Here is a 19,027-nt window from a genome sequence, read left to right as displayed (position 1 = left end):
TTGTTAAAATATTTCCCGTATCTTATGGAAATCCTCACCGAGCTCTTTCTGCATCTGGTCCGTAAACAGTTCCGCACTCTTATAAAAGTACATGTCATGCCGGACACACTCTGCGGCCATCGCAACCATCGGCTTCGACCGGGTCCAGATTACTTCGGACGCCGCGTCACTGATAATCTGTCCGAATACAACTTCCTGTTTATCAGAGACAAGTGTCAGGAATCTGCCCCCCATCTCTTCCTTCTTTTCCTGAAGCATCCCATGAAAACAGACATGTTTCAATGGTATCCCGTTTTCTTCTGCCTCCCCAAAGTAGACAATTCCAAGCCGGACACCTCTTTCTTCTAATTCCTGTAACTGCCAAAGAAGTTTTGGAAGGTCCTCCTCCCAGATCTGCAGAAGCAGCTCTGACTGCGTTCCCTTTAAGATACTGCGGCATTTTGCAAATACATTCTCGTATTCTTTAATATGCCAGAACTCATCCATATCCGTCTGTGCCCTGTAATCCTTCAGCTGAACAGTAAGCTCTTCAAGTGTCGCATCAGTCTCATGCTTCACCCTTCCTGATATCTCTTCGATCGGTACAGCGGCATAACGGTTGGTATTCTCCTCCCCAGAATACAATATAAAACCTTTCATGACAAGGGATTCCAGCACATTGTAAATTTTGGAACGTGGAACAGCCGAAAATTTGCTGGCCTCATACCCCGACGCACTGCCGTTTTTCAGCAGTGTCAGGTATACTTTCGCCTCAGCGTCTGTCAGCCCGATTTTATTGAGTAAAAAAATCTTATCCTCCAGCAGCATACCTTATCTCTCCTTACGCAATCCTTTGATTTTCTGTTCTTTCTACCAGGGCTGCATCGCGCCTCCCTGTTCCGCAGGCCTGCAGTTGCGTGCAAACAGGTTCAGGCATCCTTTTTCTTCCTTCAGCGGCGGGCATACCCAGTTTGCTTTTCTTTTCTGCAATTCTTCTTCTGTCACTTCCAGTGATACCTGGCCGTTTGGAATATCAATGATAATTTCATCCCCGTTTTCCACAAGTGCGATTGTACCGCCGTCATATGCCTCCGGGGATACATGTCCTATAATGGCCCCGAAATTAAATCCGGAAAATCTCGCATCTGACACAAGGCCGACACTGGTATGAAGTCCATGCCCGATCAGGGCATCGATGCTCAGCATCAGTTCCTTCATTCCCGGAGCACCTTTACAGCCTTCATAACGGATCACGATGATATCACCCGGTACGATTTCACCGGCCTCGATGGCTTCGAACGCGCTTCTGTCCCCGTCAAATACCTTTGCTTTGCCTTTCATGTATTTCACGGAATCCGGTACCGCTGTCGGACGCACAATCGCCCCGTTCGGTGAAAGGTTTCCACGCAGTATCTTCAGGCCCGGTTCATGGAAAAGCGGCTTTTCGAGGGTATGAATCACCTCGTTTGGCTGCGCCTTCACACCAGAAAGATATTCTCCCCATGTCCCGCCATTCATCATCGGGGCATCAGTAAACAGACGGCTCTCCAGCATTTTCATCACGTTCGGCACACCGCCTGCGTAATGGAAATCTACAACCGTATATGGGCCGCTTGGAATAACCGCATTGATACACGGTATTTCTTTTGCATATGTTTCAAAATCTTCCAGTGTAATATCAATCCCGAGCTCATACGCCATCGTCAGAATATGGAGCACCGCGTTTGTAGAGCCAGCCACTGCCATATCGAACATAATCGAATTCAACAGAATCTCCTTTGTAATCAGATCCGACGGTTTCAGTCCTGATTTCACAAGTTTTACCGCAAACTTGCCGGCCTCCCGCGCCTGGCGCAGTTTCCTGTTGTCAGATGCAGGAATCGTAGCCGTTCCCGGCATGACCAGATTCATCACCTCGCCCAGCATCTGCATGGTATTGGCCGTTCCCATCGAAGGGCACGCCCCGAAGGACGGGCACACCGCCTCTTCCAGCTCCATCAGGTCTTCTTCTGCAGATCCGGAAAATCTTGCCACATCCAGATCCGCTTCTACTACGGTCTTGCCGCAGTGGTGACCCGGCTGCATAGAACCGCCTGTCACAACCATTGACGGGATGTTGACTCTCGCGGCAGCAAGATAACACCCGGCAATGATATTGTCACAGGATGCCACCATGACAAGGCCGTCAAAGTTATGTACTCTTGAGACAAACTCGACAGACATCGCCACGATATCACGGCCCACCTGTTCATATTTCAGTTCCTCGGCTCCATTTGCAATATTCCCGCATGTGGCCGGTATCCCAAACTCGACCGGCACACCGCCTGCCGCCCAGATTCCCTGCTTCACGGCTTCTGCAATCTGCCTGAGGTGCGCGCTTCCCGGTGACCCTTCCATATAGGAATTAGGTACCCCGATATGCGGTTTTTTGCGGATATCTGAATCAGAATATCCTGCTGCTTTCATCATAACACGGCGGTGTGCCGCCTCTGCTCCGTTCCAATATGATTCCATCTTCTAATCCTCCTAAATAATCAATACCAATTTCATCCCGGCTATTCCCAGATCGTGCCGACCCCTGCCTGTTTTGCCTTATCATAGATACGCTTTGCCGCCATCAGGTCCTGTGTGCCAATGCCGACCGTTTTAAAGACAATGATTTCCTCATCATTTTCCCGGCCCTGTACTTTCCCCAGAAGTACATCTCCAAGGTCCCCGGTAAAATCATCGCGTGTAATCTGCCCGCTCTCCAGAGGTATCAGAATATCACCTGCTTCTGACAGAACCGCATCCACAGAATCAAAATAGATTTTGGATGCACGTACAAGTATTTCCGGGTCCATCTCCTGCATATGTGGCTGATAAGAGCCGACACAGCTCACTGTAGCCCCTGCCTTTACCTTTCTTCCGTCAAATACCGGACGGGAAGACGGTGTCACGCAGACAAGCAGGTCCGCATCCTCCACCGCATCATCAGAGCTTGATGCAGCCACAATTCTTGTTCCAAACTTCGCCAGTTCCTCATTCATCTGATCGACAAATGCACCTAATCTTTCTGCATTCAGGTCAAATACCTTCACCTCGTCCAGATCCCGGACAGCCACCATTGCCTCAAGCTGCGTCGCCGCCTGCCCGCCGGTCCCGATCAGCGCCCCTTTCTTACAGTCCTTCTTCGCCAGCACGTCAAACGCCGCCCCTGAAGCAGCCCCGGTCCGCAGCTGTGTCACATAAGTCCCGTCCAGAACAGAAACAACAAGCCCGTTCGACGCATCAATCAGCAGCACCTGTGCCGGTGTCGTCGGAAGCCCCTGCTCAATATTCTTCGGGAACACATTCACCACCTTCAGACACGCCGCATCCAGCTCCTCCACAAAAGACGGCATAAACAACAACGACCCGTCATGCTTCGGCACCTGAATATTCGTACGCAGCGGCACCTCACTCTTCCCCTCCGAAAAAAGCCGGAACGCCTCCTTATCAGCCTCAACCGCCTCCTTCATCGAAAAAACCTCTTTAATATCCTTCTTTGACAACAATAGCATCCTTCTACCTCCTTAACCTGAAAGCACATTTCCATATTAGTATACCCCTTTGGTAACTATTAACCCCATTATACCAATCCCCCTCAAAAAGTCAACACCAAAATCCCCCTCCTCCCCCTTAATAGCCAGTAACCTCCCCCTCCAACTTAAGCCGTAGAAGTCCCCCCGTGATAGAATTTTTTCTGCCGGCCGGATGAACCAGCTTGCCGTGGAACAGGAATGGCCTTGCACGGATGCGTCTTTTCAGAATTACTGCCCCTTCATCAAAATAGAAGCCAACACATGAACGAATCGCAGGACATCAAGTCCTGCGATTCAGCCGACTTAGCGAGAATGCATCCAAGCATTCTTGCGTTTGTCGGCGGTGTTCATCGTGTTGGCTTCTATTTTGATTTAGGGGCAGTTATACTGAAAACCCGCATCCGTGCAAGGCCATTCCTGTTCCGCGGCAAGCGTCCCCCTTCATCCTCCGCCCAAAAAATCCCATCACCTACTTCTTACTATTGGTGTAGTTCACTAATCCTCCGGCCGCTATCAGTTTCTGCATGAACTCTGGGAAAGCCTGCCCCTGATACTCCGTTCCTTTCGTGCGGTTATAGATCTTTCCGCTGTCGAAATCAACTTCTACCTCATCTCCGGCATCGATCCCTTTTGCCGCCTCCGGACATTCAATGATCGGAAGGCCGATATTGATTGCATTGCGGTAGAAAATCCTTGCAAATGTCTCCGCGATGACACAGCTCACTCCTGCGGTCTTTAAGCACAACGGAGCATGTTCTCTGGAAGAACCACAGCCAAAGTTCTTATTTGCCACAATCAGGTCGCCCTGTTTTACTTTCTTTACAAAGTCCGGATCAATGTCTGCCATTGCATGGCTTGCAAGCTCCTGCGCATCAAAAGAGTTCAGGTATCTTGCCGGTATGATAACGTCTGTATCTACGTTGTCTCCATATTTAAAAACGTGTCCCAATGCTTTCATTATTTGTCACCTACTTTCTCCGGATTCGCAATGCATCCTGCAATCGCACTCGCAGCCGCCACCTCTGGGGAAGCCAGATAAATAAGAGAATCTACGTGTCCCATTCGTCCAACGAAGTTACGGTTTGTCGTGGAAACACACTTTTCCCCTGCTGCCATAACGCCCATATGCCCGCCCATGCAAGGGCCGCAGCTCGGCGTATTGACTGCACATCCTGCGTCTACAAAGATATCCAGAAGTCCCTCTGCAATACACTGCTTATAAATCTTCTGTGTTGCAGGTATTACCATGACACGCACATCCGGATGGACCTGACGTCCTTTCAGGATGGCTGCCGCCTTGCGCATATCCTGCATTCTGCCGTTTGTACAGGAACCGATTACCACCTGGTCGATCTTGACAGGTTCCATTGCTTCGATCTCATCAATCGTCTTCGCATTCCCCGGAAGGTGTGGGAAAGCCACGGTAGGACGTACCTGTGACAGATCAATCTCGATCACTTCGTCATACACCGCATCCTCATCTGCCTCGTATACCTGATATTCCTTAACAGAATGCTCCTTCAGGTAAGCTTCTGTCTGCTCGTCTACAGGGAATATCCCATTCTTCGCGCCTGCTTCAATCGCCATGTTTGCAATTGTAAAACGGTCATCCATAGAAAGGTTCTTAAGCCCCTCTCCTGCAAATTCCATAGATTTATAAAGTGCACCATCCACACCGATCTTACCGATAATATGGATGATCACATCTTTTCCGCTTACATACGGTCCCGGTTTTCCAGTCAATACAAACTTCATGGCACTTGGCACCTTGAACCAGAGTTCCCCTGTCGCCATGCCTGTTGCAATATCCGTCGTTCCCACGCCTGTAGAAAATGCTCCCAGAGCGCCATATGTACAAGTATGAGAATCCGCACCAATGATGCATTCCCCGGCAGCAACCACTCCAGCCTCTGGAAGGATTGCGTGCTCAACCCCGGATTTTCCCTGTTCAAAATACCACTTCAGTCCCTGCTCCCTTGCAAACTCGCGGATGGACTTGGAGTTTTCAGCCGACTTGATATCCTTATTCGGTGTAAAATGATCCGGTACCAGTACTACTTTATCTTTATCATAAACCTGTTCTGCCATCTGTCTGAAAATCGGCAGAGCCATAGGCCCTGTAATGTCATTTGCCATCACCACGTCTAATTTCGCTTCAATCAACTGTCCGGCCTCTACAGAATCAAGCCCTGCATGAGCCGCCAGAATCTTCTGCGTCATTGTCATTCCCATTGCGACAACCTCCTCTTTCATTTCATTTGAATTCTGATTTACTTTGCCTGAATATATTTCTTGGCTGTAAGTGTTTCTGCACATAATACGGCCCCGCCTGCAGCGCCGCGCACAGTATTGTGTGACAGGCCGACAAATTTATAGTCGAACATGCTGTCTTCTCTTAAACGTCCGATGGATATACCCATTCCGTTTTCATAATCTACATCTGCTTTTACCTGCGGACGGTTATCTTCTTCCAGATACTGGATGAACTGCTTTGGTGCGCTCGGAAGTTCGGCCTCCTGCGGGAACCCTTTGTAGCTTACCAGTTTTTCTATTAATTCTTCTTTGGTCGGTTTCTTCTCAAAGTTGATGAATACCGCTGCCGTATGGCCGTTTAAGACAGGCACCCGGATGCACTGGCAAGTAATCTTCGGGAGCTGTGCTTTTACGATCTCTCCGTTTTCCACTTTGCCGAGTACTCTCAACGGCTCCTGTTCGCTCTTTTCTTCTTCCCCGCCGATATATGGAATGATGTTCTCTACCATTTCCGGCCAGTCTTTGAATGTCTTGCCGGCTCCTGAAATTGCCTGATACGTGGTTGCAACTACTTCCTTCGGGCCGAATTCTTTCCATGCTGCAAGACACGGTGCGTAACTCTGGATCGAACAGTTCGGCTTCACTGCGATGAACCCGCGGGTAGTTCCGAGACGCTTTTTCTGAGCTTCTATTACGTCAAAATGCTCCACATTGATTTCCGGGATTACCATCGGTACATCCGGTGTCCAGCGGTGCGCGCTGTTGTTGGATACAACCGGTGTCTCTGTCTTCGCATATTCTTCCTCGATCGCTTTGATTTCTTCTTTTGTCATATCCACGGCGCTGAATACGAAATCTACTGTAGACGCCACTTTTTCTACTTCGTTTACATTCAGTACAGTCAGTTTCTTGACTGCCTCCGGCATCGGGGTATCCATTTTCCATCTGTCCCCTACTGCCTCTTCATAGGACTTTCCTGCTGAACGCGGGCTTGCAGCCACTGTTACTACTTCAAACCACGGATGGTTCTCAAGCAGGGAGATGAATCTCTGACCAACCATTCCTGTTGCACCTAAAATACCAACTCTTAATTTCTGTTCCATCTTTCCCTCTCCTTTATCTTTCACAAAATTTGATAATCCTTATTCTACATTCAGATACATATCATACGCCATGATAACGTCCCCCATAGCTGATTTGCCCGGGGCGCCGGTTGTATTACGCATCTCTACACAGGTTTTCATACTGATTGCATCATAGATATCTTCTTCAAATACCGGAGAAATTGCCTTGTATTCTTCCAGTGTCATATCATCAAGAGCAATGTTCTTCTCGATGCAGTGAAGTACCAGCTGTCCGACAATGCCGTGTGCATCCCGGAATGGTACGCCATGATTCACGAGATAGTCAGCCGCGTCGGTTGCATTTGTAAAACCGTTCTTCGCGCTGTCTTCCATACGTTTTTTCTGGAAACGTATGGTATTAATCATGCCTGTAAACAGGGCAAGACATCCTTTTGTCGTATCGATGGCATCAAATACCAGTTCTTTATCTTCCTGCATATCTTTATTATATGCAAGGGGGATTCCCTTCATGGTTGTCAGCAGAGACATCAGCGCCCCATAGACACGTCCTGTCTTCCCTCTGACAAGTTCGGCGATATCCGGGTTCTTCTTCTGCGGCATGATGCTGCTCCCTGTACTGTAGGCATCATCAATCTCCACAAATTGATACTCGTTGGAATTCCAGATGATCACTTCCTCTGAGAAACGGCTCAGATGCATCATCACCGTTGACATTGCCGACAAAAGCTCGATCAGGTAGTCTCTGTCGGATACGGAATCCATGCTGTTCATCGTCGGACCCGCAAACTCCATCAGTTCTGCCGTATACTCTCGGTCAAGGGGATAGGTCGTACCGGCCAGTGCACCGGACCCGAGCGGGCAGTAATTCATTCTATTATAAATATCCTTCATGCGTGAGCGGTCACGTTTAAACATTTCAAAATAAGCGCCAAGATGGTGTGCCAGCGTAATAGGCTGTGCCTTCTGTAAATGCGTGAACCCGGGCATGTAGGTCTCTGTGTTTTCCTTCATCAGCCTCAGCAGAACTTCCAGAAGTTCCTTTAGAAGTCTGTCCAATTCCAGAATCTCATCACGGGTATAGAGCTTCATATCCAGAGCCACCTGGTCATTACGGCTTCTTCCTGTATGTAACTTCTTGCCCGCGTCCCCGATCCGGTCAATCAGATTTGCCTCCACGAAGCTGTGAATATCTTCATACTTATCTGTAATCTCAAGCACACCTCGCTCCACATCTGAACGGATGCCCTCCAGACCTTCTATAATCTGATTCTTCTCATCCTCTGTCAGAATCTTCTGCTTCGCCAGCATCGTAACATGCGCGATACTGCCGCGGATATCCTGCTCATAAAATTTCTTGTCAAAAGATATTGATGCATTGAAATTGTACACTAACTGGTCTGTTTCCTTCGTGAAACGACCGCCCCATAACTGTGCCATTTCTTTATCCTCTCTTCTCTTTTTGTGATTTTCTCATTAGTTTATCATAGTAACGTGTTAATGTCCACATGAAAGTTTACGGTTTTGCTCTCTTTTCCAGTACTTTCTTTAGAACTTTTTTACATTCATTATCTTGAAAACTCGCAGCCGCAGTAATCCTGCCTGTAAAGGCCGTATTCCTTTGACAGTTCAATGGAACGCTTGTACCCGTTCTTCTTTTTAAAATCCGACTGCAGATACTTTACCCCATAGCGGGATGCAATCTTGGTTCCGATCGAATTTAATTTTTCCGCATTCTTTAAAGGACTGATGCTCAGCGTTGTCGTAAAATAGTCAAAGCCGCCCTTCACTGCCATCTCGGCCGCCTCTGTAAGACGGAGCTCATAGCATTTGAAGCACCGTGCACCGCCCTCTTTCAAATGCTCCATTCCTGCCGCCATTTCATAAAATTTCTCTTTATCATAATTCCCTGCCAGAAAAGATACCGGGTTTTTAAAGTGCATATCGCCAATCAGTGTCTGCTGCTCCAGCAGGCGTTTCGTATATTCACTTTCCGGAAAAATATTCGGATTATAATAAAACACGGTAATTTCAAAATACTCCGACAAATATTCCAGCACATAACTGCTGCAGGGAGCACAGCAGCTGTGAAGCAGAAGTGTCGGCACACGCCCCTCCTTCTGGATTACATCAATCAGTTTGTCCAGTTCCTTCTGGTAGTTTATATTTCGATAGTTCATCTTGATTCTGCACCTTTCTTCTAAAAAAAGCCATACTTTTATTATAATACCATACTTTTCTAAAGATTTGAATCTTCCTTTAAAATCACTTTACAGCCTTTGGTTCTCTTACATTAAGTGTTTGTCACCTATCTTCTGTTTTCTCATAAACTAACTATATACTTGTCGAATGGAGTGTCTGCATGGAACCAATACTTGAATTAAAAAACATAAATTATGCGTACCACACTTTAGAAGGAGAAACCAAGGCACTGACAGATATCTCTTTTTCTATTGCCGCCGGCGAATTTGTCGCTCTGGTCGGCCCATCCGGGTGTGGGAAGTCCACCCTCCTGTCCATTATTTCAGGACTGCTGGAACCGGAAGAAGGGCTGATAAAAATGAATGGAAAAGACTGGAAAGAAAGTACGATGAATATCGGATATATGCTGCAGCATGACCACCTGTTTGAATGGAGGACTGTATACAGCAACATTCTTCTCGGGCTGGAAATCCAGCATATGCTCTCTGCAAAAACACGGGCAAAAGCTAATGAATTGCTGGAATTGTATGGACTAAAACAATTTGCCAATTCAAAACCTTCTGAATTATCAGGCGGAATGAGGCAGCGTGCCGCATTAATCAGAACTCTGGTGTTGGAACCGGACCTTCTGCTTCTGGATGAGCCGTTTTCCGCACTGGATTATCAGACCCGTTTATCTGTCGGGGATGACATCGGGCAGATCATACGCAATGCACATAAGACAGCACTTTTAGTAACGCACGACTTATCCGAGGCCGTCAGCCTTGCCGACCGGGTAATCATTCTCACAAACCGGCCGGCCCACATTTCCAAAATCGTGCCGGTCACATTTACTCTTGAAAAAGACACTCCTCTTCTTCGGAGGAATGCTCCCGAATTTAAAAACTATTTCAATATTATATGGGGGGAGTTGAATCAAAATGAGTGAAATCTCTGTTGGACAGCAAAGTTACCTGAATATGCGCAAAAAGCACAAAAGGATTGTGCGTGTCTCACGCGTGGCAATCCTTTTGAGTTTTTTATTTCTGTGGGAATTTACGGCTAATGTGGGGATCATTGATTCCTTTATCTTCAGCAGCCCGTCCAAAATAGCCTTATGTTTCTGGGGGATGGTTCTGGATAAAAGTATCTTTGTCCATCTATGGGTCACATTGTACGAAACAATTGCCAGCTTTCTGCTCGTCACCGCCATCAGCGTTTTGATTGCTGTGATCTTATGGTGCAGTAAAAAGCTGTCGGAAATTCTGGACCCCTACCTGGTCGTACTGAACAGCCTGCCGAAATCTGCCCTTGCACCACTGCTCATCGTATGGCTGGGCGCTACTAAAACAACCATCATCGTTGCCGGAATGTCCGTTGCCATCTTCGGAAGTATTTTAAATCTATATACCAGCTTCACGACTGTAGATGAAGAAAAAATCAAACTCATCTATACGCTGCGGGGGAACAAATGGCACGCCCTTTCTAAAGTGGTTCTGCCGAGCTCCATCCCCGCCATCATCAGCAATATGAAAGTCAACATTGGGCTGTGCCTTGTCGGTGTGATCATCGGCGAATTTCTGGCCGCACGGGACGGACTGGGATATCTGATTATCTACTCAAGCCAGGTATTCAGCTGTGTTGTGTAAGTGACACAATGTCAGACACCGGTGCGATACACTGAGGCCGCCTCAACACACATCAAACAGATTTTAATACTGCCGCCCTATCTAACACCTGCCCCCATTGTCTGTCACTCAGGAAAGCAGGGCGCGGTTAACAGCCCATTCTCTTCTATCTCCATTAATAGCTGATCTTTTAATAGTAACTGCATAACATTTCTTTCTCCCCATCTTTTCTGATGCTCCCACTTGGTACTTCCTGCTTTTTATCCTCTTGATTCTCTGTCAGCTTAAGAAATTTATATACCGTCTCCGCGATCACTTCGTTACCTTCTGCATTTGGATGAACCCCATCCACAAAGTAGCCGGGATGTTCCTTTGTCGTGTTATAGATATCTATGACCGGAACATCACATGCTTCTGCGGCTCTTTTAATAATTGCCACAATCTCCGTTGCCAGCACCGACTTGTTCACCTGAAACGCAACCACGTCTTTGCCGTCTGCGCCGAAAGCGGCACAGCATGTCATCAGATATACCCTCGGACTGCCCGGCAGTTCTTTGTATCCGTTAACAAAATCCCGAAGCTGTCTTTCATATTCCCCTGCATTCCAGTTGTATGCCTTCGAATCATTTGTACCCAGCATAATCAGGACGATATCCGGATCTGCTTCCTGTGATTCTTTAAATGCATCCTGATTTCTATATGATTTATTCGTTTCACTCAGCAGTGTGGAACCACTTACCCCGAAATTAAGGACCGTATACCCATCCCCGAGCAGTCCCGCCAGCTTTGCCGGATAAGAATCCCGCTCCCGGGATGTCATCACACCTGCACCATAGGTAATACTGTCTCCGACACACGCCACCCTTATCTTTTCAGTCACGCGCTTCGGCTCCTCCTGTTCTTCCTCATCCGTCTTCACCGCAGGCTCCTTTACTTCTTCCTCATCCGCTGGCACCGGTGCCGCTGGCCTTTGTATCATACGCGCATAAACCACACCCCCGGCCCCGGCTGCCACAACCACCAAAACGATGATGGCAAGCACCCTTTTAACCATCTTACTCATATTCCCAATATCCCTTTCAAATAATTCCTCTTTATATAATACAAGGACACGTTTTCAGACGCGTCCCTATTCATTATCATATATATTTTATTATACTTCATATTCCGCCATTTCACAATCACTTATCCCGTCCCTTCCGTTCCCCGGTCATTTTTCTATGAAGCGTACCTTCCACTCGCCATGTCCGCCCTTCCCGTTATAATGGATCCTCCCCTGCCGCTTTAGCCTGCGGATTCTTGCATTTGCCGCGGACAGGCTGATTTCCTCTTTTTCTGCAATCATCTTTGCAGTAATCCGGGGATTATCATGCATGTAATCCAGAATCCTCTGATTTTCGGATTCTTTTCTTGATGCATACTGGAAATCGGCATCCAATGGGATTTCTATACGGGGATTCTTTTCTGCCCCGTGCATTTCAGGTTTACAGGTAAGAACGAGTCTGGACGGAAATACTTCAATTTCTTCGATGTAATCCAGCATTACCTCGATTTCTGCCTGCCGGACTGCACCGTCTGCCAAACGCTTCTGTATTTTCTCCAGTCTTTGTTCCGGTATGTTCTGTGTGCTCCCTGCATCGTTTAATTTTTCCAACTGGTGATTAATGTTTTCTATCTTCTGTTCAATTTGCGTTCTTTTTTCTTTATAGTCTTCATCCGTGATCACATCCTCGAGCAGTTTCTCCAAAAGCCTTTGTTTTTGTCCTGCATAGCGTTCTGCCTCTTTTTTCAGGTGTTCCACCTGTCCGGCCGGGTCATCCTGCTCCAGCGTTTCTGTAAGAATCTGCATGATGATACCTGTGATTTCTGAAACATCTGCTTTTGCCACGTCACTGTATTGCCCTGCTGCCTTTTCCAGTATGGCAGACAGCCGTTCTTCATCCAGATGGATATTGTCACAGCCCCGCCCTTCTTCTGGCTCTGTTTCCCGGCTGTTTTTACAGTCCTGCTTTGCCAGGTTCCTGCCATTATGAATGTAATTCCGGCACTGCCACACTGCGGCCGTTTTTTTCTGTTTCTTTCTGTACCGGCGGTAGTAAGGACTGCCGCATTCACCACAGCGGATTTTCCCGGAAAGCCGGTATTTCCCGGGATTTTTCCCCCTTGGCTGGTCCGCATTTAGGCTGTACGTCCTTTTTCTCCGGTCCATTGCCTCGTTTGCCTCCTGCCATTCCTGCTCAGGGACAATGGCCGGAACGGCATTTTTATGGATCATCCACTGGTCTTTTGGGACCTGCAAGGTCTTTCCGGTCTGGAAGTCGAAATGCCTTTTATTTTGAATGACCGTTCCGCACCTGATCGGATTACGGATAATCCTTCGGATGGTTTCTGCCTGAAATACTTTTCCGTTCCTGTCACGGATTCCGTTTTCCTCCAGATAACGCCCGATTGAAGTACACCCCATGCTTTTACATAGGAAAAACATAATCCGGATTGCTTCTGCCTCCTCCTTTTGAAGCTCAACCGACCCATCCGGGTTTCTTTTTAATCCGTAGGTCCGGGACGGGAGAATGAATTTCCTGCCGTCCCGCTGTCTGTAGTAATGGGCATTGTTTATCTTTTTCGAAAGCTCCCTGCTGTACTCCTCGGCCAGAATCGCCTTGATCCCGGTAATCAGGGCATCATCCGCCGAATAAAACTTACCTTCCAGATACATAAACAGTTTTTTACCGTTTGTAACCAGACGGTCTATAAATAAGTACCAGTCTTTTGTGTTGCGCATGAGCCGGTCCTGACTCTTGATGACTACAATGTCAAATTTATCCGTCTGTAATTCTTCGTATAAGCGGTTATATTCGTCCCGCCCTGCCGTCGTTGTCCCGCTTTTTGCTTCTATATATTCATCTACGAGCAGCCATCCCTGCCGTGCCACGCTAAGCCGTGATTCGGCGGCCTGCTTAAAAAGGGCATCCTGCTGGCTCTCTTCCTCAGTACTGCAGCGGCAGTATATGACGGCCCTGGTCAAAGCCTGTACCTCCGGTATATCTGGTTTTCTGCCCGGATTCGCCCGGCCACGGATATCAATTTCTCACGGCACAGTATTTCGACCGTCTTAAGGAGAATCCTCATCTCTGCGGCATCTTTCTGTTTCGCGTTCTCATTTTTCATTGTCTGTCACGGCTTTTACCATTGTCACTTTAGCGTATGAGAAAACGCCTTGTACTTATGAATCATTTTTTGATAGAATCTGCATGTTTTTTCACATAACCGATGAGTGGTTCCAAATAGGATCTTTCTGTCCAGTCATAGCTTCCGCCATCTGCTTCGAAAAATGCTTTCATCCACGGTTCCAGTGTATTCGGATCTTTTTTGCTCAACGATTTTTTCAGCATTCTGCATAAGGTTCTGTCTTTAAAGTCCATAACCGTCTCATCGTATGCACCTCTGCCATAGAACATCGGAATTTCAAAGGGAAGGCTTTTCAGGTTATGTTCCTTAACCGCTTCGAATTCTTTTTCATGAAACGGGCTTGCACCAACAGCAAAAATAATGATATTCCTATCTTCAAGAAGCCTGATATTCTTCCGTATGTATTTCATAACCGACACGCCGCCTGCGTACATGCCGCCGACGGCCACAATGAAATCATACTTCTTTATCCCACTAAAGTTATAGCTTCCGATTTCAAAAACATCGCAGGAAAACTCCTCCTTCAGCATTTTGGCATACTTTTTTGAAGCGCCGTATTTCGATTTGTACAGTACCAGAATTTTACACATATTTATTCTCCTTTTCGTCTCCATTCGTTATCGCAGCTTCTTTTCCAGATTGTCTATGCCGGCATACAGTTTCATCATCAAAGTAAATAACTGTCCGATTTCTTCAATAGTATAGACTTCAAATAGATAATTTAGCTGCTTTTCGTATGTTGCAAATACGGTATTAAAGTATTCGGTTAATTTTTCTGTCGGATAAATACCCGCGGCACGCAGATCATTTTCGCTTTGTTTTATGACGACAAATCCTTTTTTTTCTAAAGCTTGTGCCAATTTTTTGATATTCTGTCTGGAACAGCCAAGAAGCCTGCCTAATTGAGTGAATGTCAGTTGTTCCTTCGACTGTCTGATCATCGTTAAAAGCATGAACTGCTTTAGCGACACCTCCGGAATATTGTTATCAAAAACTGTCTGAAGCCTGTTCCCCGCAATAAATAGTGTGCTGAAAATAGCTTTCCCCTGATTTTCCGGCGAATCTGAAAATCTTTCTATCAAATCTTTTATTTCCATGAGCCCCTCCTTATTTGGTAACTTGTTACTCGATTATAGCAACAAGTTACCTTTTTGTCAACAAAGAGGCTGACATTTTGTCATTTTGCCGTCCCGCCTGTTTAAAATGGATTGGCTCCTGATGTCTATCGTACTTCTTTGTATTATGGCGATGGGGCTGTATGCAGTCATTAACCTGATTGAAAAAATTTATCTGGAAAAATTCTGACCTCATCCCTTTTCGGGATGATAAAGGGAATAAAGCAGAGGTGCTGAACCGCGCCTCTGCTTTTTGTATATATTGCTTATTTTTGCAATTATTTTTTTGCTTTTCATAGTGTATTTTGTATTATTTTCAGACTTCACGTGATATAATAAAGACTATATCAGGTGGAACGGTTTTCCCTGTACGGGCCATATTACGGCATCTTACTTACGGTGCAGTCTGCGTTCCCGCCTGTACTTACTTACTATCAAAGGAGGAGAGACATGAATTTTAATCCCAGCAGCACTTTTTTATTTTTACTCGCAGGCATGATCATTCTGTTCGTTATCTGCCAGTCTGTATTTTTCCTTGTGCGGGCATACCGGAGGGGGAAATCGCTCGGTATGGACATGGGCAAGATCAAAAAAACGATGATTTCCACTGCCATTTTTACCTTTGCTCCGGCACTTTCCATACTGCTTGGAGTCATCACACTCTCGAAATTTCTGGGGCTTCCGCTGCCGTGGCTGCGCTTAAGTGTGATCGGCGCCATTACATATGAACTTCCCGCAGCGACCACGACAGCAAATGCGCTCGGCATCTCTGCACTATCTGAGACGATCACGGACCCGAAGGTATACACCGCAATCGCATGGGTTATGACCCTCGGAATCTTCCCGGGGCTTCTCTGGGTACCACTGTTCATCCGCAAGATTCAGGGAGGGCTGATGAAGATCAAGAACAAGGACAGCAAATGGGGGGATATCCTGATGACGGCCCTGTTTCTTGGAATGATTTCCGCATTCCTCGGGATGGTATTCGCTGATATCCGCTCGGGCTTAAAGGGCTGGATTCCGATCTTCGTCCTCTTATTCTCGGCCCTGATCATGGGAGTCTGCGGACTGCTTATTAAAAAATGCAGCATGAAATGGCTGGAAAACTATGCCCTCCCTGTCAGTATGCTGGGAGCCATGATATTTGCAGCGTTTATTACACCACTGATAGGAGGCTGATATCAATGAAGACGAATCGTACTTACGAAGACAAAACACACCTTTACGGGCGGATCTGGATACTCACGGCTCTTATCATGATCTTTTCCTTCCCTGTTGCCGCCTGTATCTACTATGATGCATGGCCGGGATGGACGCCTGTGCTCAAAGGACTGCTCGGCGTTGCCCCGATCTTCTGGACAGTCGGGCTGATCGAAGTGCTCACGTTTGTCCCCATGCTCGGAACGGCCGGATCGTACCTCGCTTTTGTTACGGGCAACCTGACAAACTTAAAGGTACCTGCGGCACTGACAGCAATGGAGAATATGAAGGTGAAACCAGGAAGTGAAGAAGGCGAAGTGGTGTCCACGATTGCCATTGCCACCTCATCCATCGTTACAACCCTGATCATCGCCGTGGGCGTTGCGCTCCTTGTGCCTTTGACCCCGATCTTAAATTCACCGCTCTTGAAACCGGCTTTCGATAATATACTTCCCTCCCTGTTTGGAGGACTTGCGGTCGTATATGTAAGTAAAAACTGGAAGATTTCGATTGCGCCGCTCATTTTCATGATTGTGCTGTTCCTGCTGGTGCCGTCACTCTCCGGTTCTGTCGGTGTCCTTGTTCCGGTTGGTGCACTGATCGCCATCGGCGGTGCCCGGATTCTTTATAAAAAAGGAAAACTGTAATCTGTCACTGAGCAGTTACAAAGGAGGTTTTATTATGATAGTTCTATGGGTTATTCTCATTTTAATTGTGCTTTTTCTTGCAGTGCTGATTGTACGTGCGCTCGGCTACAAGCCAAAAGAAAGATACATGCCGTCCGGTGATGCCCTTGCCCTGGACAGCGATAAGATTGTAAAAGATATGGCAGAAATGATCCGCTGCAGGACGATTTCTTATAATGATCCCGCTCTGATTGACAAGGAAGAATTCCGTAAGTTTCAGGAACTGCTCCCTGCATTGTTCCCACATATCCATGAAGCATGTTCCCGGGAATTTGTAGGTGAAAACGGAATGCTTTACTGCTGGAAGGGAAAAAGCCCTGACAGTCCCGTCGTGCTAATGTCCCACTATGATGTCGTCCCTGTCGAGGAGTCCCAGTGGGATAAACCGGCATTCGATGGAATCGTGGAGGACGGTGTTCTCTGGGGAAGGGGTACGCTGGATACAAAAGGGACTCTGTGCGGAATTATGGAAGCCGCTGAAAAACTGATACAGGAAGGTTTTGTTCCGGAGCATGATATTTATTTTGCATTTTCCGGACAGGAAGAGATCAACGGGCCGACCTGCCCCGCCATCGTGGATTTATTCGAACAGCGCGGCATCCGCCCTGCGCTTGTCGTCGATGAGGGCGGCGCTGTTGTGGAAAATGTTTTCCCGGGCGTTGATAAGGAGTGTGCACTGATCGGTATCGCCGAAAAGGGACTGACCAACATCGAATTCCATGCAAAGAGCGGCGGCGGCCACGCCTCCATGCCCCCTGTACATACGATTGTCGGGGAACTGGCACAGGCCGTCACGGAAGTGGAAAACCACCCGTTCCCGCGGCAGCTTACAAAACCGGTCCGGGAAATGCTGGATACACTGGGCCGTTATTCTACCTTTACATACAAACTCATTTTTGCAAACCTCTGGTGTTTTGAGGGACTGTTTGACAGGATATGCAGGGCATCCGGCGGGGAGCTCAATGCCATGATGCGCACCACATGTGCCGTCACGAAAATGGAAGGTGGAAAAGCCTTCAATGTCATTCCTCCGAAAGCATCTGTGGGAATGAACCTGCGCCTGCTCGGCAGTGATACAGTGGAATCCGCAAGAGATTATCTGGAAAAGACCATTCACAATCCGAACATTGATGTGACGGTCTATGAAGGAAGGAATCCTTCCGCAGAATCAGACACCGGCTGCGAGGAATACAAACGCCTCTGTCAGGCCGTTGTGGATACTTGGCAGGATGCCATTGTCTCTCCCTATCTGATGATGGCATGCAGTGATTCCTGGCATTACTGCCGGATCACCGACAGAGTGTATAAGTTCTCGGCCATGAAGCTTTCCAAAGAGGAGCGGGGTATGATCCACGGGAATAATGAGCGTGTCCCGGTCGATACACTCGTAAAAACCGTGGAATTCTATGTACGGCTTTTAAAAAAATGTTAGCATCATCACCACATAAGGGAGCGGCTTTGGCAGCCGCTCCCTTATCGTTGTTATCTTTTTGTTCCTGCCTGCTTTTATCTATCCTCATACCCCACGAGTTCTTCAATATCTTTCTCGATTTCTTCCACAGGGGCCGTCGGCTCAAACCGTTTAATGACCGTTCCATCCCGGTTCAGCAGAAACTTGGTGAAATTCCATTTTATATCATTGCTTTTTTCATATTCCGGATTTTCCTCTGAGAGGATTTCATGAAGCTTGCCGCTTAGCGGATGATCCTTGTCAAAACCTTCGAATCCTTTTTTCTCTGTCAAATACCGGAACAGGGGGTGTATATGTTCTCCCTTTACTTCTGTTTTCGAGAATACCGGAAATGTCACTCCGTAATTTTTCCGGCAGAAGGTATCAATCTCCTTGTCATCCCCCGGTTCCTGCTCCTTAAACTGGTTGCAGGGAAACGCCAGTATTTCTACGCCTTTGTCCTGGTATTTTTTGTAGAGCGCCTCTAATTGGGCATATTGCGGGGTAAATCCACACTTGCTTGCTGTATTTACGATCAGGAGCACTTTTCCTGAATAGTCCTCCATTTTCTCCTTCGTACCGTCGATCCGCGTCAGTTCGATTTCTTTTAATTCCATCTGCTTCTACTTCCTTTCCCGGCTTTTAAAGCGTTCTTCCTATACGCCTGCTTTGGAAAATATTATATATCGTATGCATGAATT

General features: G+C 47.2%; 19 protein-coding genes and 1 pseudogene. 6 read left to right on the top strand and 14 right to left on the bottom strand.

Features of this window, described 5'->3' with window-relative positions; genetic code table 11:
- Window positions 1–3: 3 nt before the first annotated feature.
- The 8 genes from ABIN22_RS08070 to ABIN22_RS08035 all read right to left on the bottom strand — a co-directional run bounded on the left by ABIN22_RS08070 (window position 4) and on the right by ABIN22_RS08035 (window position 9,057).
- Window positions 4–807 (bottom strand): TrmB family transcriptional regulator, encoded by an 804-nt coding sequence (locus ABIN22_RS08070; RefSeq protein WP_243099320.1) that lies wholly within the window; start codon window positions 805–807, stop codon window positions 4–6.
- A 42-nt stretch (window positions 808–849) separates the two neighbouring features.
- Window positions 850–2,493: a dihydroxy-acid dehydratase gene (gene ilvD, locus ABIN22_RS08065; RefSeq protein ID WP_346907831.1), complete on the bottom strand. Its 1,644-nt coding sequence runs from the start codon at window positions 2,491–2,493 to the stop codon at window positions 850–852.
- Between the two features lie 41 nt (window positions 2,494–2,534).
- Entirely contained in the window at window positions 2,535–3,521 is a 987-nt protein-coding gene (locus ABIN22_RS08060; RefSeq protein WP_346907829.1) for an ornithine cyclodeaminase family protein, read from the bottom strand.
- A 490-nt stretch (window positions 3,522–4,011) separates the two neighbouring features.
- On the bottom strand, window positions 4,012–4,500 hold the full coding sequence (gene leuD / locus ABIN22_RS08055) for a 3-isopropylmalate dehydratase small subunit (protein ID WP_109732103.1): 489 nt from the start codon (window positions 4,498–4,500) through the stop codon (window positions 4,012–4,014).
- Window positions 4,500–5,774 (bottom strand): 3-isopropylmalate dehydratase large subunit, encoded by a 1,275-nt coding sequence (gene leuC, locus ABIN22_RS08050; protein ID WP_346907827.1) that lies wholly within the window; start codon window positions 5,772–5,774, stop codon window positions 4,500–4,502. Before leuC ends, leuD begins: the two co-directional genes overlap by 1 nt.
- Before the next feature lie 38 nt (window positions 5,775–5,812).
- A complete protein-coding gene (asd, locus tag ABIN22_RS08045) occupies window positions 5,813–6,898 on the bottom strand; it encodes an aspartate-semialdehyde dehydrogenase (RefSeq protein ID WP_109732102.1) in 1,086 nt (361 codons plus the stop codon).
- A 39-nt stretch (window positions 6,899–6,937) separates the two neighbouring features.
- Window positions 6,938–8,317 carry an argininosuccinate lyase gene (argH, locus tag ABIN22_RS08040; protein ID WP_109732101.1) on the bottom strand — a complete coding sequence of 460 codons (1,380 nt, stop codon included), beginning with the start codon at window positions 8,315–8,317 and terminating at the stop codon, window positions 6,938–6,940.
- Window positions 8,318–8,445: 128 nt separating this feature from the next.
- Window positions 8,446–9,057, bottom strand: coding sequence for an epoxyqueuosine reductase QueH (locus ABIN22_RS08035; RefSeq protein WP_109732100.1), 612 nt, complete (start codon window positions 9,055–9,057; stop codon window positions 8,446–8,448).
- A 182-nt stretch (window positions 9,058–9,239) separates the two neighbouring features.
- Between ABIN22_RS08035 and ABIN22_RS08030 the strand changes: the two genes are divergently transcribed.
- Together ABIN22_RS08030 and ABIN22_RS08025 are read left to right on the top strand one after the other, a co-directional pair.
- Entirely contained in the window at window positions 9,240–10,007 is a 768-nt protein-coding gene (locus ABIN22_RS08030) for an ABC transporter ATP-binding protein (RefSeq protein WP_109732099.1), read from the top strand.
- Window positions 10,000–10,707, top strand: a complete 708-nt coding sequence (locus tag ABIN22_RS08025) for an ABC transporter permease (RefSeq protein ID WP_346907824.1) — start codon at window positions 10,000–10,002, stop codon at window positions 10,705–10,707. Before ABIN22_RS08030 ends, ABIN22_RS08025 begins: the two co-directional genes overlap by 8 nt.
- 169 nt (window positions 10,708–10,876) lie before the next feature.
- On the opposite strand, the gene ABIN22_RS08020 is transcribed toward ABIN22_RS08025, so the two are convergent.
- The 5 genes from ABIN22_RS08020 to ABIN22_RS08000 all read right to left on the bottom strand — a co-directional run bounded on the left by ABIN22_RS08020 (window position 10,877) and on the right by ABIN22_RS08000 (window position 14,972).
- The gene (locus ABIN22_RS08020) at window positions 10,877–11,749 is read right to left on the bottom strand and encodes a GDSL-type esterase/lipase family protein (RefSeq protein ID WP_346907822.1); all 873 of its coding nucleotides are present in this window, start codon (window positions 11,747–11,749) and stop codon (window positions 10,877–10,879) included.
- Window positions 11,750–11,896: 147 nt separating this feature from the next.
- Window positions 11,897–13,711, bottom strand: a complete 1,815-nt coding sequence (locus tag ABIN22_RS08015) for a recombinase family protein (RefSeq protein WP_346907820.1) — start codon at window positions 13,709–13,711, stop codon at window positions 11,897–11,899.
- Entirely contained in the window at window positions 13,708–13,854 is a 147-nt protein-coding gene (locus tag ABIN22_RS08010; RefSeq protein WP_182440716.1) for a hypothetical protein, read from the bottom strand. The genes ABIN22_RS08015 and ABIN22_RS08010 overlap by 4 nt, the downstream gene beginning before the upstream one ends.
- Window positions 13,855–13,916: 62 nt before the next feature.
- Window positions 13,917–14,465, bottom strand: coding sequence for a flavodoxin domain-containing protein (locus tag ABIN22_RS08005; protein ID WP_346907818.1), 549 nt, complete (start codon window positions 14,463–14,465; stop codon window positions 13,917–13,919).
- A 27-nt stretch (window positions 14,466–14,492) separates the two neighbouring features.
- Entirely contained in the window at window positions 14,493–14,972 is a 480-nt protein-coding gene (locus ABIN22_RS08000; RefSeq protein WP_118620835.1) for a MarR family winged helix-turn-helix transcriptional regulator, read from the bottom strand.
- A 91-nt stretch (window positions 14,973–15,063) separates the two neighbouring features.
- Between ABIN22_RS08000 and ABIN22_RS07995 the strand changes: the two are divergent.
- From ABIN22_RS07995 to ABIN22_RS07980, 4 genes and pseudogenes are all read left to right on the top strand, one after another.
- A pseudogene (locus ABIN22_RS07995) lies at window positions 15,064–15,180 on the top strand (ABC transporter permease); the annotation flags it as partial.
- A 260-nt stretch (window positions 15,181–15,440) separates the two neighbouring features.
- Window positions 15,441–16,169: a DUF5058 family protein gene (locus ABIN22_RS07990; protein WP_118620836.1), complete on the top strand. Its 729-nt coding sequence runs from the start codon at window positions 15,441–15,443 to the stop codon at window positions 16,167–16,169.
- 5 nt (window positions 16,170–16,174) lie between these two features.
- Window positions 16,175–16,837, top strand: coding sequence for a hypothetical protein (locus ABIN22_RS07985; RefSeq protein ID WP_109732093.1), 663 nt, complete (start codon window positions 16,175–16,177; stop codon window positions 16,835–16,837).
- A 34-nt stretch (window positions 16,838–16,871) separates the two neighbouring features.
- The gene (locus ABIN22_RS07980) at window positions 16,872–18,308 is read left to right on the top strand and encodes a M20 family peptidase (protein WP_346907815.1); all 1,437 of its coding nucleotides are present in this window, start codon (window positions 16,872–16,874) and stop codon (window positions 18,306–18,308) included.
- A gap of 74 nt (window positions 18,309–18,382) precedes the next feature.
- Here ABIN22_RS07980 and ABIN22_RS07975 read toward each other — a convergent pair whose 3' ends face one another.
- Complete coding sequence (locus ABIN22_RS07975; RefSeq protein ID WP_346907813.1) at window positions 18,383–18,943, bottom strand: glutathione peroxidase; 561 nt, start codon at window positions 18,941–18,943, stop codon at window positions 18,383–18,385.
- Window positions 18,944–19,027: the final 84 nt, after the last annotated feature.

Origin of the sequence: Faecalicatena orotica, assembly GCF_905197545.1 — a bacterium.
GTDB classification, from domain to species: Bacteria; Bacillota; Clostridia; order Lachnospirales; family Lachnospiraceae; genus Faecalicatena_A; species Faecalicatena_A orotica.
The sequence above is the reverse complement of the archived record's forward strand: the minus strand, read 5'-3'. Positions and strand labels throughout refer to the sequence as shown.

Coding starts and splice junctions, on each gene's coding strand:
- ABIN22_RS08035 (WP_109732100.1), bottom strand. CDS start 9,057: ATGAACTATCGAAATATAAACTACCAGAAGGAACTGGACAAACTGATT.
- ABIN22_RS07980 (WP_346907815.1), top strand. CDS start 16,872: ATGATAGTTCTATGGGTTATTCTCATTTTAATTGTGCTTTTTCTTGCA.
- ABIN22_RS08030 (WP_109732099.1), top strand. CDS start 9,240: ATGGAACCAATACTTGAATTAAAAAACATAAATTATGCGTACCACACT.
- ABIN22_RS08005 (WP_346907818.1), bottom strand. CDS start 14,465: ATGTGTAAAATTCTGGTACTGTACAAATCGAAATACGGCGCTTCAAAA.
- ABIN22_RS07985 (WP_109732093.1), top strand. CDS start 16,175: ATGAAGACGAATCGTACTTACGAAGACAAAACACACCTTTACGGGCGG.
- ABIN22_RS08060 (WP_346907829.1), bottom strand. CDS start 3,521: ATGCTATTGTTGTCAAAGAAGGATATTAAAGAGGTTTTTTCGATGAAG.
- ilvD (WP_346907831.1), bottom strand. CDS start 2,493: ATGGAATCATATTGGAACGGAGCAGAGGCGGCACACCGCCGTGTTATG.
- argH (WP_109732101.1), bottom strand. CDS start 8,317: ATGGCACAGTTATGGGGCGGTCGTTTCACGAAGGAAACAGACCAGTTA.
- leuC (WP_346907827.1), bottom strand. CDS start 5,774: ATGGGAATGACAATGACGCAGAAGATTCTGGCGGCTCATGCAGGGCTT.
- leuD (WP_109732103.1), bottom strand. CDS start 4,500: ATGAAAGCATTGGGACACGTTTTTAAATATGGAGACAACGTAGATACA.
- ABIN22_RS08010 (WP_182440716.1), bottom strand. CDS start 13,854: ATGAAAAATGAGAACGCGAAACAGAAAGATGCCGCAGAGATGAGGATT.
- ABIN22_RS07975 (WP_346907813.1), bottom strand. CDS start 18,943: ATGGAATTAAAAGAAATCGAACTGACGCGGATCGACGGTACGAAGGAG.
- asd (WP_109732102.1), bottom strand. CDS start 6,898: ATGGAACAGAAATTAAGAGTTGGTATTTTAGGTGCAACAGGAATGGTT.
- ABIN22_RS08070 (WP_243099320.1), bottom strand. CDS start 807: ATGCTGCTGGAGGATAAGATTTTTTTACTCAATAAAATCGGGCTGACA.
- ABIN22_RS08025 (WP_346907824.1), top strand. CDS start 10,000: ATGAGTGAAATCTCTGTTGGACAGCAAAGTTACCTGAATATGCGCAAA.
- ABIN22_RS08020 (WP_346907822.1), bottom strand. CDS start 11,749: ATGAGTAAGATGGTTAAAAGGGTGCTTGCCATCATCGTTTTGGTGGTT.
- ABIN22_RS08000 (WP_118620835.1), bottom strand. CDS start 14,972: ATGGAAATAAAAGATTTGATAGAAAGATTTTCAGATTCGCCGGAAAAT.
- ABIN22_RS07990 (WP_118620836.1), top strand. CDS start 15,441: ATGAATTTTAATCCCAGCAGCACTTTTTTATTTTTACTCGCAGGCATG.